10 protein-coding genes are annotated in these 14473 nt (G+C 57.8%); 4 read left to right on the forward strand and 6 right to left on the reverse strand.

Translation table 11 applies throughout. The annotated features are described in order from the left end of the window. Positions 1-14: 14 nt before the first annotated feature. Complete coding sequence (locus tag ACESMK_RS02285; RefSeq protein ID WP_372994848.1) at positions 15-1679, forward strand: long-chain fatty acid--CoA ligase; 1665 nt, start codon at positions 15-17, stop codon at positions 1677-1679. A gap of 20 nt (positions 1680-1699) precedes the next feature. On the opposite strand, the gene ACESMK_RS02290 is transcribed toward ACESMK_RS02285, so the two are convergent. The 5 genes from ACESMK_RS02290 to ACESMK_RS02310 form a co-directional block, all read right to left on the reverse strand. Next, positions 1700-2110: a helix-turn-helix domain-containing protein gene (locus tag ACESMK_RS02290; RefSeq protein ID WP_372994850.1), complete on the reverse strand. Its 411-nt coding sequence runs from the start codon at positions 2108-2110 to the stop codon at positions 1700-1702. 196 nt (positions 2111-2306) lie between these two features. Next, positions 2307-4595: an EAL domain-containing protein gene (locus ACESMK_RS02295; protein ID WP_372994852.1), complete on the reverse strand. Its 2289-nt coding sequence runs from the start codon at positions 4593-4595 to the stop codon at positions 2307-2309. A 473-nt stretch (positions 4596-5068) separates the two neighbouring features. Then, entirely contained in the window at positions 5069-6205 is a 1137-nt protein-coding gene (locus ACESMK_RS02300) for an acyl-CoA dehydrogenase family protein (protein ID WP_372994854.1), read from the reverse strand. A 10-nt stretch (positions 6206-6215) separates the two neighbouring features. Then, positions 6216-7412, reverse strand: coding sequence for an acyl-CoA dehydrogenase family protein (locus ACESMK_RS02305; RefSeq protein ID WP_372994856.1), 1197 nt, complete (start codon positions 7410-7412; stop codon positions 6216-6218). A gap of 30 nt (positions 7413-7442) precedes the next feature. Further along, positions 7443-8612, reverse strand: coding sequence for an acyl-CoA dehydrogenase (locus tag ACESMK_RS02310; RefSeq protein WP_372994858.1), 1170 nt, complete (start codon positions 8610-8612; stop codon positions 7443-7445). Between the two features lie 192 nt (positions 8613-8804). On the opposite strand from ACESMK_RS02310, the gene ACESMK_RS02315 reads away from it, so the two are divergent. After that, positions 8805-10154, forward strand: coding sequence for a hypothetical protein (locus tag ACESMK_RS02315; RefSeq protein WP_372994860.1), 1350 nt, complete (start codon positions 8805-8807; stop codon positions 10152-10154). Here ACESMK_RS02315 and ACESMK_RS02320 read toward each other — a convergent pair. Continuing rightward, positions 10148-11077, reverse strand: a complete 930-nt coding sequence (locus tag ACESMK_RS02320) for a 2-hydroxyacid dehydrogenase (RefSeq protein ID WP_372994862.1) — start codon at positions 11075-11077, stop codon at positions 10148-10150. The two genes, ACESMK_RS02315 and ACESMK_RS02320, sit on opposite strands and share 7 nt — an antisense overlap. 276 nt (positions 11078-11353) lie before the next feature. On the opposite strand from ACESMK_RS02320, the gene ACESMK_RS02325 reads away from it, so the two are divergent. Together ACESMK_RS02325 and ACESMK_RS02330 are read left to right on the forward strand one after the other, a co-directional pair. Continuing rightward, a complete protein-coding gene (locus tag ACESMK_RS02325; RefSeq protein ID WP_372994864.1) occupies positions 11354-12178 on the forward strand; it encodes an IclR family transcriptional regulator in 825 nt (274 codons plus the stop codon). Positions 12179-12345: 167 nt separating this feature from the next. Then, on the forward strand, positions 12346-14439 hold the full coding sequence (locus ACESMK_RS02330) for a 3-hydroxyacyl-CoA dehydrogenase NAD-binding domain-containing protein (protein ID WP_372994866.1): 2094 nt from the start codon (positions 12346-12348) through the stop codon (positions 14437-14439). Positions 14440-14473 lie beyond the last annotated feature (34 nt).

Genomic DNA, 14473 nt, shown 5'->3' on the forward strand with positions numbered 1-14473 from the left:
TGGAGAATAACACCATGTTTGATCGTCACTACAAGGTCTGGCCCAAAGAGCTGCCGAAAACCATGACTCTGCCGAAAACCAGCGTTTACACCAACCTGGAAATCTCGGCGCGGCGCTACCCGGACCACACCGCCATTATCTTCTACGACGCGCCCATTACCTACCGGCGCCTCAACGAAGAGGTGGAAATCATGGCGGGCTACCTGCAGGCGCAAGGCGTGAAGAAGGGCGATCGGGTGCTGCTGTACATGCAGAACTCTCCCCAGTACGTCATCTCCTATTACGCCATTCTCAGGGCCGATGCGGTGGTGATCCCGGTCAATCCGATGAACCGGGCGGCGGAGCTGGAGCATTTCATTGCCGATACCGGTGCTACGGTTTGCCTGGCCGGCCAGGAACTGGCGGGCTTTATTGCACCGATGATTGGTGACAGCCATCTTGAACAGGTGGTGGTGGCTTCTTACCGCACCTACATCTCTCCCGAGACGGATCTGGACCTGCCCGCCGAGGTGGCGGCGCCAGCCTGGTCCCGGGATATGCCGGGAGTGGTCACCTGGGAGCACGCCATGGCGGCCGGGCACGCCCCGGGGCCTCACACGGCCACCCCGGACGATCTCGCGGTGATTCCCTACAGCTCCGGTACCACCGGTGCGCCCAAAGGCTGTATGCATACCCATCGCTCGGTGATGGCCACGGCTGTGCACCGGGTATTCTGGAACCTCACCACGCCCGACAGTGTTCAGCTTTCCACGCTTCCGTTTTTCCACGTTACCGGTATGACCGGCTCCATGAACGGCCCCATCTTTGCTGGCTCGGCCTCGGTGATCATGACCCGCTGGGACCGGACCACCGCCTCAAGACTGATTGAGCGCTACAAAGTCACTGGCTGGACCAACATTGTCACCATGGCGGTGGATTTTCTCTCCAACCCGGATATCGGCAAGTACGACCTGAGCAGCCTCAACATGATTGGCGGGGGCGGTGCCACCATGCCCTCGGCCGTGGCTGAAAAGCTCAAGCGCATGACCGGGCTGGACTACATTGAGGGCTATGGCCTCTCGGAAACCATGGCGGCCACCCACATCAATCCCAATGCCCATCCCAAATCCCAGTGTCTGGGCATTCCGGTGTTTGATGTGGACAGCCGGATCATTGATGTAGATACGCTTGAAGAAAAGGGGCCCGGCGAGACCGGGGAGATTGTTTCCTGTGGGCCCCAGGTCACCAGGGGATACTGGAATCGCCCGGCAGAAACCGAGGCAGCGTTCGTGGAGATCGACGGCAAACGATTCTTCCGTACCGGGGATCTGGGCTATTACGACGAAGACGGTTATTTCTTCATGGTCGACCGGGTCAAACGGATGATCAACGCCTCGGGCTACAAGGTCTGGCCATCGGAAGTCGAGGGCTTGATGTACCGACACCCGGCGATACATGAGGTTTGTATTATTTCCTCGCCGGATCCCAAACGCGGTGAGACAGTCAAGGCCTGCATTGTTCTCACACCGGAGGCCGAGGGCCAGACGACAGCCGAAGACATCACCGCCTGGTGCAGGGAACAGATGGCCACCTACAAAGTGCCGACAATAATTGAATTCGTAGACCAGTTGCCGAAGTCGCCCACAGGCAAACTGATGTGGCGGGCCCTGCAGGAGGAAGAGTGGAAGGGGAAGAGCTGACAGTTCTGGCGGTGACGCCGTCAGCTCAGGGGTTGTTCTTCATCACTTTCAGTTGCGTCGGAGCGGGCGCTATCTGCGGGCAGTGGGTCCCGGTTAACATACACTGAACCCATTGGATGAGAAGCCCGGCGCTGAAGCAGTTGAGCAAATTCCAGGAGCAACTGACGGTCCTGCTCCAGCAGAGAAATGAAGGTTGCGTTCAGCGCGACCTGCTCAGAATCCAGCTGTTTCTTCTCAGCGACTGAGAAAATATCGGTCAGCGAAAGGCTTAACGCCTGTGCCAGGCGATAGAGCAGCTCGAGGCTGGGTCTTGCCTGGTCTCGTTCAATACGGGAAAGGTTGCCGACATGAGAGTCACAGCGCTCCGCCAGATCCGCAAGTGTCATTCCCCGTTCTTTTCTTAAACGCCTGATTGCCTGACCTAAACTCATCGCGTGCCTCGGTTTCCAAGACGATGATATTACAGACAAAATTCCGAACAGACAAAGTTTCTAAATGCACATAAAATAGCTTCTAAATAAGCTTTCAGGGCATTAATTCGGGCCTGTTCGGTCTCAATGAGTGGTCATTTATTATCCTATTCCTATCGCCTCGGGTTGTAACCTGTTTTCCTCGGCCTTGAAGGGGTCATGACGATCTGCGGTTCGCCGACTCCTGTCTCGCCAACAAGGCAAGAAGATCGGCTTCAGGCATGGGTCTGGCGAAGTAGAAACCCTGTCCGAACTGGCAGCCCAAGCCCCGCAGAAGGCGCCATTGCTCTTCAGTTTCAATGCCCTCTGCCACGCAGGGAATGCCAAAGCTCTCGGCCATATGGGCGATGGCGCGAACCATATTCACCGCGTTTTCATTGCCCGGTGTCCCCATCAGAAAACTTCGATCAATTTTAAGGGTGTTAATGGGCAATGATCGGAGTCTGGCGAGGGACGAAAAACCGGTGCCAAAATCATCGATAGCCACCCCTATTCCTGCAGCACGGAATTCGTTTACGACGCCTTCCATCCGGTCGACATCGCTCATCAGCGAGCTTTCGGTGAGTTCCACCGTTAATGTAGCCGGGGGGAGGTCCAGTGAGTGCAGGCGGGCCAGGATTTTTTCAACAAGCTGACTTTGCCAGAGCTGGCTGATGGCCAGGTTGATCGCTATCCTGAAATCCTGGAACCCCTGGTCCCGCAGACGCCTTGCGGCGTTCAGTGACTCGTCAATGACCCACTCGCCGATGCTCACGATGAGTCCGGTCTCTTCAGCAATGGGTATGAACTCTGTTGGCGATAGGTTGGCCCCGTCGGATTGCGGCCACCGAAGCAGTGCTTCCGCACCGGTAATATGACCGTTTGTCAGATCAACGATGGGCTGGAACGCGAGTTGAAAGGCTTTCGCTTCACTGGCCCGGTACAATCGATTCCCGAGCTCGAGGCGGTGCTGCTGACGCTCAGACTGCTCACAGGAGAAGAACTGAAAGCTGTTGCCGCCGAGTTTCTTGGCCTCATACATTGCGCTGTCTGCTTTTATCAGCAATGACAAGGCGTCTTTGCCGTGCAGGGGACACAGACTGATGCCGATGCTTGCCTCAATGCGATAATCACGGCCCCGTATCGGTATTGGCGTTTCGATGGATTCCAGCACCCGATGAGCCAGCCTGGCCATGGTCGATCTAAGGTGAGCTGGTTTGCTGAAGCCGTCGTCGTGAAGCGCAACAATGATGAATTCATCACCCCCCTGGCGTGCGACCAGATCCCTTTCCCGCACAGCTGCCTGGAGTCGGCTGCCGACTTCCCGGAGAACCTGGTCCCCTATGTCATGTCCCAGGGTGTCATTGATCAGCTTGAAGCCGTCCAGATCAAGGCACAGGAGGCCAGTGGCAGGAGCATGGGGGCCTGTGGATCGCAGGTGCTGATTCAGGGTTTCGATCGCGGCCCGTCGGTTTGCTAGGCCAGTCAGCAGGTCCCGGTAGGCCACTCTTTCGGCTTCCTGTTCACTCCGGATTCTGCGTGATTTCTCGCGGAGAGCCTCGATGGCGTAGACGGCGTAATCCACCATCTGCTGTAACAGGTCGATCTCACGGTTATCAAAACCGCCAGGTGAGTGAGAGTAAACGGCCAGACAGGTATCGGCACCTTCTTCAGCTTTGGTGAGTGGAAAAGCAATCACGGCATAGCGGTCTGTGGAGGCAACTCCGGATTCGATCTGGTTGGCGGCCGGTTGTTGATTATCCAGAAAGCGTCTGCCGCTTTCGAAGGTGTGCTCCATCAGCTGCGTGAATGTGTCCTCCCCCGTTATGGAGCCCGGGTTGTTGGCGATGCCGGAAATAGCGATGGGCCTGATGGATCGGATGTCCTTGTCGGGCTTTTTGCCAACCCAGGCCAGCGGGTAGCCTCCCTCTCGGGTCAGACTTTTGCAGATACCGGACAAAACGTCCTGTTCAGTGCAGGCGCTCACAATGCGCTCGTTGCAGGCGATCAATGCCTGCAACGCATTTGTGGATTGCGCCGGGGGCATTTTGGGAGTCTGTCCGGGGTTGGCGGCAAGCTGGGTCAGCCGCACCAGGCTGTCGATCCTTGCCTTCAGCTCAATCGTTGATATGGGCGTTCGGATGACATCGTCCGCAAGGTTCCCGATGAAGCGGCCCGCCGTTGGTAGCTCCTCACTGGACACGAGAAGCAGAATGGGGACGGCAAGTGGCCCTGTCATGAGCCTGATGTCGCGCACCTCGTTTTCGTATCTCGCCAGCGTGGCGACATCAAAGATGGCAAGATTGAATGGTGTGTTCCCCAAAGCCTGGATATCGGTCTCGATGCAGCTGTAGCTCGTCAGATGTTCCTGGAACGACAACCCGGTTATCTGATCCACCATCACAGCGATAAGCGGAGATGGTGCCTGGGAAGCGCTATCGGTATGACACTCCGATGTCCGATTCATGCATGGATATCCGGTAAATTATTCACGATATTTTCATTCCGCCAAAGGTGGTTCTGGCATATGGAATAGGGGGGCAAGGCGGGAAGAGCAATCAATGAAAGGTGCCTCATTTCAATTGCCTTTTAAAAGCACTAAGCCATTGTCGAAATAAAATTAAGTTGTTGTTTAATCGATTTAAATTTAATTTTATTTCAGTGTTTTATCTGAATCGACAATACCTGACACTAAAGCTTTTAAAATTTTAAGTCGAGGCTTTGCGTTGTTTTTAGTGTCGGGTTTTCATTGAGAGTAAAATGCATAAATAAATGTGCGATCTGTGAACATTTATCTATATGAAAGGGGTATTTGGTGGGGGTTGGATTCGAATACTGATGGGAAGGTCGGTGGGCGGTTAAATGGCCTGCCCGATGATTGATCAGGCAGGCCATTCTGGTGCGAATTCCGGTCTGCACGTTATCGCAGCCGTCCGGGTTTCACTGCAGTAACGCGGCGTAACGCTCAAGATGAAACTCATCATCACCGAGCTGATGATTGATCATGATCAGGCGCTTGGCATAGTGGGCAAAGTTGTACTCCCAGGTCATGCCGATGCCGCCATGGGACTGGATACCTTGCTCGGAAATGAACTGGCCACTGCGGCCGATGACGTTCTTGGCGGCAGCCAGGATCCGGCGCCGCTCGTCGCTCTGGGGCTCGTCGGCAACGCTGGCCGCCAGGATCGCCATGGAGCGAGCCTGTTCCAGCTCTGACATCATGTCCACCATCCGGTGCTGGAGCACCTGGAATTTGCCGATGGGCACGCCGAACTGCTTGCGTTGTTTCAGGTATTCCAGAGTCAGGTCACAGGCCACTTCCATGGCGCCTACCGCCTCACCGCACAGTGCGGAGATGGCGCGTCCGGTCTGGTACTCAATGATCTCTGCAGCCTTGCCTTCCTCGCCGAGCAGGGCGTCGGAGCTTAGTTGGAGGTTGTTCAGGAAGAGGTCACAGCCCTTGGAGCCATCAATCGTCGGGTAGGTGCGGCGTTCCAGGCCTTCCGCGTCTGCGGGTACCAGGAACAGGCTGATGCCTTCGGCATCTCGGCTGTCGCCAGAGGTACGGGCAGACACCACCAGGACATCGGCGCAATGGCCACTGATCACCACGGCCTTTCGTCCGTTCAGGGTATAGCCCTCACCGGATTTCTCCGCCCGGGTTTCTACGTCGTTCAGGTTGTAGAAACTCTGGGGTTCCTGCAGACCCACGGCTGCCCGCACCTCGCCGCTGGCGATACCGCCAAGCCACTGTTCCTGCTGCTCGCTGTTGCCGGCCTGGCTGATCAGCCCGCCACCCAGAACAACAGACTGAAGGTAGGGCTCAATGCAAAGGCCTCGGCCCAGTTCGGTCATCACGCTCTGTACTTCAACGCCGCTGCCGCCAAAACCGCCCAGTTCTTCCGGGAAGGGCACGGCGGTGAGGCCCAGCTCACCCAGCTGTTTCCAGAAATCGGCGCTGAAACCCAGCTCCGATTCGCTGTATTCCAGCCGTTTCTCAAAACTGTATTCACCGCGAACCAGGCGAGCCACGGTGTCCTGCAGCATCTGCTGCTCTTCGTTGAGTCGGAAATCCATGGTCGCCTCCTTAAAGCCCGAGAATCATTTTCGACACGATGTTTTTCTGGATCTCGTTGGATCCGCCGAAAATCGACAGCTTGCGGTTATTGAAGTACTGGGGCGTCACCGGTGCGGCGTTCTCGTCAGAGAGGAAGTCGCCGTCGTAATCCAGATCCAGTTCCTCTTCCACAAACGGAATGGCATAGGGGCCAATGGCACGGCGAGCCAGGTCGTTGATGGTCTGGCGAATCTCGGTGCCGCGCACTTTCAGCATGGAGCTTTCCGCCCCCGGCATGCCTCCGCCTTCCACGGAGGCGATGATGCGCAGGTTGCTGATGGCGGCAGCCATCAGGTCAATTTCCACCTGGGCAATGCGCTGGCTGAACGACGCATCCTCGATCAGCGGGCGACCGTTCTTGATCCGGCGGGTGGCCAGTTCTTTCAGGTGCTGCAGGGCGGCTTTGGAAATACCAATGCCGGCGAGCCCGGTGCGTTCATAAGTCAGCAGGTACTTGGCGTAGGTCCAGCCCTTGTCTTCTTCACCCACCAGGTTCTCTGCGGGGACTTTTACATCCTCGAAGAACACTTCGTTGACCTCGTGTTCGCCATCCAGGGTGATGATCGGGCGCACCGTAATGCCCGGCGTTTCCATGTCGATCAGCAGGAAGGAAATGCCCTCCTGGGCTTTCACCTCGGTATTGGTGCGCACCAGGCAGAAAATCATGTTGGCGTGCTGGCCCAGGGTGGTCCAGGTTTTCTGGCCATTCACAATATAATGGTCACCGTCGCGAACGGCCCGGGTCTTGAGCGACGCCAGGTCGGAACCGGCGCCGGGCTCGGAATAACCCTGGCACCACCAGTCTTCGCCACTAAGGATTCTTGGCAGGTATCTCTGTTTCTGCTCTTCGGTGCCAAACTTGATAATGACCGGCGCCACCATGTTGACCCCAAAGGGTACAGAGCGGGGCGCTCCGTAGCGGGAGGACTCTTCATCCCAGATGTGCTTCTGTACCGGGCTCCAGTTCACGCCGCCATAGGCTTCCGGCCAGTGAGTGGCATACCAGCCCTGTGCATTGAGGATTTTCTGCCAGCGCTGATGGTCCTCCTTGGACAGCCGACGGAACCCTTTCACCTTGGCGGCGATATCCGCCGGCAACTTCTCATCCAGGAACGCGCGGACTTCGTCACGGAAAGCGAGTTCCTCGGCGGTGTAGTTCAAGTTCATGGGAAAACCTCGTTCGCGTTGATCTGTCAGTCAGCTAAAAGCCTGAATGCCGGTTTGTCCGCGACCCAGGATCAGGGCGTGGACGTCGTGGGTACCCTCATAGGTGTTCACGGCTTCAAGGTTCATCACGTGGCGAATCACGTGGTACTCGTCAGAAATGCCGTTGCCGCCGTGCATGTCCCGCGCCACCCGGGCGATGTCCAGGGCCTTGCCGCAGTTGTTGCGTTTCAGCAGGGAGATGGCATCCGGCGTTGCCGTGCCATCATCCATCATGCGGCCCAATTGAAGAACCGACTGAAGGCCGATGGTGATCTCGGTCTGCATATCCACCAGCTTTTTCTGGATCAGCTGGTTGGCCGCCAGGGGCTTGCCGAACTGCTTGCGCTCAAGGGTGTAGTTGCGGGCCGCGTGCCAGCAGAATTCAGCGGCGCCCAGAGAGCCCCAGCTGATGCCGAAGCGGGCTTTGTTGAGGCAGCTGAAGGGCCCTTTCAGTCCCTCCACCTCGAGATGGTTTTCTTCCGGAACGAACACCTCGTCCATAAAGATGGAGCCGGTTTCCGATGCGCGCAGGGAGAATTTGCCCTGGATCTTTGGCGTGTCCAGGCCCTTGGCGCCCTCGCGCTCGATGACAAAGCCGTTCACCTTACCGTCCAGTTTGGCCCAGACCACAAAGACGTCGGCAATCGGTGAGTTGGTGATCCAGGTTTTGGAACCACTCAGCAGGTAGCCGCCATCCACTTTGCTGGCCCGGGTTTCCATGCCGCCCGGGTCGGAACCGTGGTTGGGTTCAGTCAGGCCGAAACAGCCAACGTATTCGCCGGAGGCCAGCTTGGGCAGGATGCGTTTTTTCATCGCTTCCTTGCCGTAGGAGTGGATCGGGTACATCACCAGGGACGACTGGACGCTGAGGGCCGAGCGGTAGGCCGAGTCCACTCGCTCTACTTCCCGGGCAATCAGTCCGTAGCAGACATGGTTCAGACCCGGGCCGCCGTATTCTTCAGGCAGGGTCGCGCCCAGCATGCCGAGTTCACCCATCTGGTTGAAGATGGTGCGATCGAACGTTTCATGCCGGTTGGCCTCGGTGATGCCAGGCATCAGTTGCTCATCACAGAAGCTGCGGATGCTGTCTCGAACCTGACGTTCGGTTTCGTCCAGTTGCGAATCAAAACCCAGCAGATCATTCCAGGGTGCGGAAGCCATTTTGTACTCTCCTGAAAGCGAATATCGACAGTCCGGTTATAGGGGCTGCGGACCAATCTGTGCTATCTTTGTGTTAATGGTGTTTCATTAAGCGAAACACAGTTTTGTAATTCGTTGTTGAAAGACTAATCCGGGTGATATGGAAATGCAAGCAGTGTTCAAGCCTGACTGGGTCCGTGCGGGGTGAATGGTATGCTGCAGTGGCTTGTGTCCCTGGCGGTGGTCACCGAGCTGGTGGCCATCTGTCTCGATAGCCGGGAACTGAGTGCCCTGGCGGGTGTGATGTTCGTTACCGCCTTTCTGGTGGGTGCCGGGCGCTTGCAGGGGTATGCCCGCATGCTCCTGATTGTCGCCCTTGTGGTGCTGGCTGGCCTCGCCTGGCGTGGTTCTCTGGACACCGGGCAGCTGCTGAAGGCTGCGTCCGACGCAGCCTTCTATTCCGCGTTTTTGGGCAGCCTGGGCATGATGCAGTGCCTGGTGCGTCGGTTCGAAGTCTTGCGGCGGATTCACGATGTGCTGCTTGGCGGCAAGCCCTTTCTGCTCTATCCCAAGTACGCCCTGGTCAGTTGTGGCGTTGCTACGGTTCTCAGCTTTGGCATGATGAACCTTCTGTGTGGAAGCCTCTCCGAAACCCTGCGTGAGCGAGGAATTACCGGCGAGTCCCGTCTCCAGTGGTTGCGCAGTGTTCTGATCAGTGCACTGAGAGGGTTTGCCCTGGTGCCTCTGGTGGCGCCTACCAGTGTGGCTGTAGCGATCCTTACCCGGGAGCTCCCCCAGCTGAGCTGGTCTCAGCTGCTGCCATTCGGAGTGGTTGCAGCGATTCTGATGGTGCTCATTGGCTGGGTGCTGGAACAGCGTCGGTTCCGCAAGGTCAGCAGTGAACGCATCGCCGTTGAAGGCTGGCTCCCGGGTACCGGGCGTCTTGTGTTCCTTATCCTGCTGGTATTCACGGTGATGGCGGGCCTGGTGGCGGCGACCGGCTTCAAGGTGTCGGTGGCAGCCATGCTGTCGGTGCCTACCGTGACACTGTTTTACATGCTGTGGCAGGAACGGCGACTGATGCCGGTTCTTGAGGAAGGTGCCGGCCAGATATGGGCCATGCAGAATGAAATGGCCATTTTCGCCGCCTCCGCGATCCTGGGAGTGGCTCTGTCGGCGGTCATTCCGGCAAATGCCCTGGCGGGCCTGGTTGCGACTGGTGGCGGCGTTTTTCTGGTAGCCGTTGTTGGCATGCTGATGCTGCCCATGTTCTCCATGATCGGGATCATTCCCATCACGGTTCTGAGTGTCCAGGCCGGTTTGCTGCCCCAGCTGGTGGCTGAGGGAATGGAGCTGCTGCCGGTTGCTGTGGCTCTGGTGATTGGCTTTTCCCTGGCCATGATGCTGTCGCCTTTTGGCCCCTCGGTCATGCTGCTGTCCCGGTTCGGGCAGATCTCCCGGTGGGTTGTGGCGTTTCGATGGAATGGTCTGTTTGCGCTGATCGCGCTGCCAGTGCTTCTGGTGCTGACAGCGCTGGTGGCCTGGCTGGCACCGGGTCAATAACCCCGGTCTGTATCCACGATTCCTGAAATAGTTCGCCCGGCGGCATGATCCCGGATTTTGCCGGTGATCTGCTCAATGGTGGCGTCCCGAAGGGTCCGGGCCGAGATGTGCGGAGTGATGGTGATCTCCTTCCGTTGCCAGAACGGGTGCCCTTCCGGCAGGGGTTCCTTGCGGAACACGTCGAGCGAGGCACGCAGCAGTTTGCCCTCGTCCAGCGCCCGCAGCAGGTCATCCTCCACCAGGTGTTCACCCCGGCCAACGTTGATCAGCACGGCACCCGGCTGGAGCTGGCTCAGCAGATCATAGTCGATGATGTCCCGGGTTTCGTCGGTCAGGGGCAGTGTGTTGACCAGAACCCGGGTGGATTGCAGAAATTCGCCGAGCTGATCCGGTCCGGCGTAGGTACTGACGCCCTCAAGGCTGTGTTGGCCTCGCGCCCAGCCACTCACCTGATAATCCAGATCGGCCAGTGTGCGGGCGACCCGTTTACCGATATGACCCAGCCCCATGACACCCACCGGCCATTCGCTGCGCTTGATCGGGCGATGAATCTTCCAGACGCCCTGGCGCTGCTGCTCCCGATAGGTTTCCATTCCGCGGCTGGCCTCCAGTAGCTGGTGCAGCACGTACTCCGCCATCTGTACCGACATGCCCGCGTCCTCCAGGCGCACAATCGTGAGGTTTTTCGGCAGATTGGCAATCTTGAGCAGGCCGTCAATGCCGGCACCCAGGTTGAACACGGCTTTCAGATGTTTTTCCCGCTCGAACAGCGCCTCAGGTGGCTGCCATACGATGGCGTAGTCGGCGTCAACAGCGGGCCCCTCCGGATCCCAGACGAAAATCTCTGCATCCGGTAACTGCTCCTGGATGGGCACTGTCCAGCGTTCCGGTTTCGGGTCGCCTGCCACAAAAAGAATCTTCATTTTGCCTCCGGGGGTCGCCACAGGGGGCGTTGGCTGTTAATTTGTTTTGCAATGCAGAATAAGGTATCGGATAAATAGTTTTAAGTCGGTATCATGTACCGCCATGCGATTCATGTTTTGAAACATATGTGATGAGTGTTTCATATTTGGCGCGAACTTTGAAAAGACTTTCTGGTACTTGATTTCTGCAGCGATTAAAATGGTTCATTGTTAGCTATTCATCAAATTAATACACCGGTTACCAGAGCGGGCGACGCGGTTGGAGGACGTCCCATTATGGCAGGAATAAAACAGATCTCACCCGAACTGAAAGTGGCATCCACTGACGGTGAGCCCGTAAAGCCGGAAAAAGACCGCAAGTTTGTCGAGGCCCTGTCCCGCGGCCTGGACGTGCTCCGCGCCTTCAGCCAGGGTCCTGTCATCCTGGGGAACCAGGACATCGCCCGCATCACCGGGTTGCCAAAGCCGACCGTGTCGCGGATGACCTACACCCTCACCAAGCTCGGTTACCTCAGCTACAACACCCAGCTGGAGAAATACCAGTTGAGTTCGGGGGTGCTGGCACTCGGTTATGCCTACGTGTCCAACCTCAAGGTGCGCCAGCTGGCCAAGCCCTACATGGACGAGTTCGCCCGCCAGACCAACATGTCGGTTGGCCTGACCTGCCGGGACCGGCTGCACATGATCTACGTGGAAAACCGCCTGCCACCGGAAGCCTCCCTGTTGCGCATGGATATCGGCCTGAAACTGCCCATGGCCACCACCTCTGCAGGCCGCGCCTATTACTGCGCCATCAGCGACAAGGCCCGCCTGGTAATCGACGACGCCATGTCCGCCAAATACGGTGACGACTGGCCAGAGAAAAAGGCCGGCCTCGACCAGGCCATGAAGGATTACAAGGAACACGGCTTTTGCCTGTCCATCGGCGAGTGGGACCGCAACATCAACTCCGCCGGCGTGCCCATTCACCTGCAAGACGGCACCATCATGGCCCTGACCTGCGCCGCACCGTCCTACCTGGTGCCGGCTGAAAAGCTTCGCGGTTCCATTGCCCACCAGCTGGCCATGCTAGCCGGTGATATAGAATCCCTGGGGGTTTAAACGCCACCTCCCGACAAACTCCAAACCAAGAGACCGCAGAGGAACCCCTGCGGTTTTTTTATACCTGTAGTTTAATGGGTGGTTGAAACCACCAACGAACTTGTATTAAATCGTACGCATGTTTCGCTAGTTAAAACCACATTTCAGAACGAATGCGAGGAGAAATCATGTCTGAGGTCGTTAGCTACAACCGGGAAGGCAACATCGGCGTTATTACCGTGAACTACCCGCCGGTAAACGCCCTCGGCCAGGCTGTTCGTTCCGGTCTGCTCGCAGCCCTGGAGCAGGGCCAGAAGGATGCAGAGGCCAGGGCGCTGCTGCTGGTTTGCGAAGGGCGCACCTTTATTGCCGGTGCCGACATCCGTGAGTTCGGCAAACCCATGCAGGAGCCCACCCTGCCGACACTGGTCAACACCTTTGAAAACAGCGACAAGCCGCTGGTTGCCGCGATCCATGGCACCGCCCTGGGTGGTGGTCTGGAAACCGCACTGAGCTGTCACTACCGGGTTGCGGTCAGCAGCGCCAAGGTGGGCCTGCCGGAAGTGAAGTTGGGCCTTTTGCCTGGCGCTGGCGGCACACAGCGGCTGCCGCGCCTGACCGGTGCCCAGAAAGCGCTGGAAATGATCACCACCGGTGAGTTTGTCGGCGCCAACGATGCCCTGGCCCTGGGCATTCTCGATGCCGTGGAAGAAGGCGACGATATCCGCGCAGTGGGCATGGCCTTTGCGCAGAAAGTGGTCGACGAAGGCAAGCCGGTACGTCGTGTTCGCGATATCACCGACAAAATCGAGGCGGACAAGGGCAGCGATGTCTTTGACCAGTTCCGTGACGAGCTGAAGAAGCGCGCCCGGGGTCTGTTCTCTCCGTTCAAGTGTGTCGACGCTGTGGAAGCGGCCTTCAACCTGCCGTTTGACGAGGGCATGAAGCGCGAGCGGGAACTGTTCATGGAATGCATGGAATCACCCCAGCGCGCCGGCCTGATCCATTCGTTCTTTGGCGAGCGCGAGGTCTCCAAGGTCAAGGGGCTGCCGAAGGATACGCCGGTTCGTGACGTGAAGAGTGTCGGCATCATTGGCGCCGGCACCATGGGTGGCGGTATTGCCATGAACTTCGTCAATGTGGGCATTCCGGTCACCATCGTCGAAGTAAAGCAGGACGCTCTGGACAAAGGCCTGGCCATTATCCGCCGCAACTACGAGAACTCCGCCAAGAAGGGCAAACTGACCCAGGAGCAGGTGGAGCAGCGGATGGCGCTGATCACCACGAGCCTCACCTACGACGATTTCCGGGACGTTGACCTGGTGATCGAGGCGGTGTTCGAGGACATGGCTATCAAGAAAGACATCTTTGCCAGGCTTGATGAGGTCTGCAAGCCGGGTGCGATTCTGGCGTCCAATACCTCAACCCTCGATATCGACGAGATTGCGTCTGCCACCAAGCGCCCGGAAGACGTGGTCGGTATGCACTTCTTCAGCCCGGCCAACGTGATGAGGCTGCTGGAGAACGTGCGTGGTAGCAAGACCTCCGACGAGGTCAAAGCCACGGTGATGGCAGTCGCCAAGAAGATCAAGAAAGTCGGTGTCATGGTGGGTAACTGCTACGGCTTTGTCGGGAACCGGATGCTTCACAAGCGCGGCACCGAAGCCATGTCCCTGGTGGATGAGGGGGCTACCCCGCAGCAGGTCGACAAGGTGCTGACCGATCTTGGTTTCCCCATGGGCCAGTTCGCGATGTCCGACCTGGCAGGGATCGATGTTGGCTATCGCATCCGGGAAGAACGGCGCAAGGCCGGCGAGGACATTCCCGCCAGCTGGATGGACAAGCTCGCGGAGCAGGGTCGCCTTGGCCAGAAGACCCAGGCGGGTGTATACAAGTATGAGGAAGGCAGCCGCAAGCCGATTCCGGATCCGGAAGTGGAGCAGCTGATCGAGCAGTTCCGCAAGGAGCAGGGGATCACGCCCAGGGAGATTACCGACCAGGAAATCCTCGAGCGCTGCATGTACGTGATGATCAACGAGGGTGCCAAGATCCTCGAGGAAGGCATTGCCGATCGGCCGCTGGATATCGACATTGTCTGGATTTACGGCTACGGCTTCCCGGCCTACCGGGGTGGCCCCATGTTCTGGGCCGATCAGGAAGGGCTGGACACGATTCTTTCAGCGGTGAAGAAGTACCAAAGCACCGTTGGTGGTGAGCAGTGGGAGCCGGCGGCTTTGCTTGAGAAGCTGGTGAGCGAACGCAATAAATTCGGCGATCTCTAAGCCCGTAGGTCGGATTAGGCAAAGCCGTAATCCG

This window comes from Marinobacter sp. (assembly GCF_041687235.1).
Taxonomy (GTDB): Bacteria; Pseudomonadota; Gammaproteobacteria; order Pseudomonadales; family Oleiphilaceae; genus Marinobacter.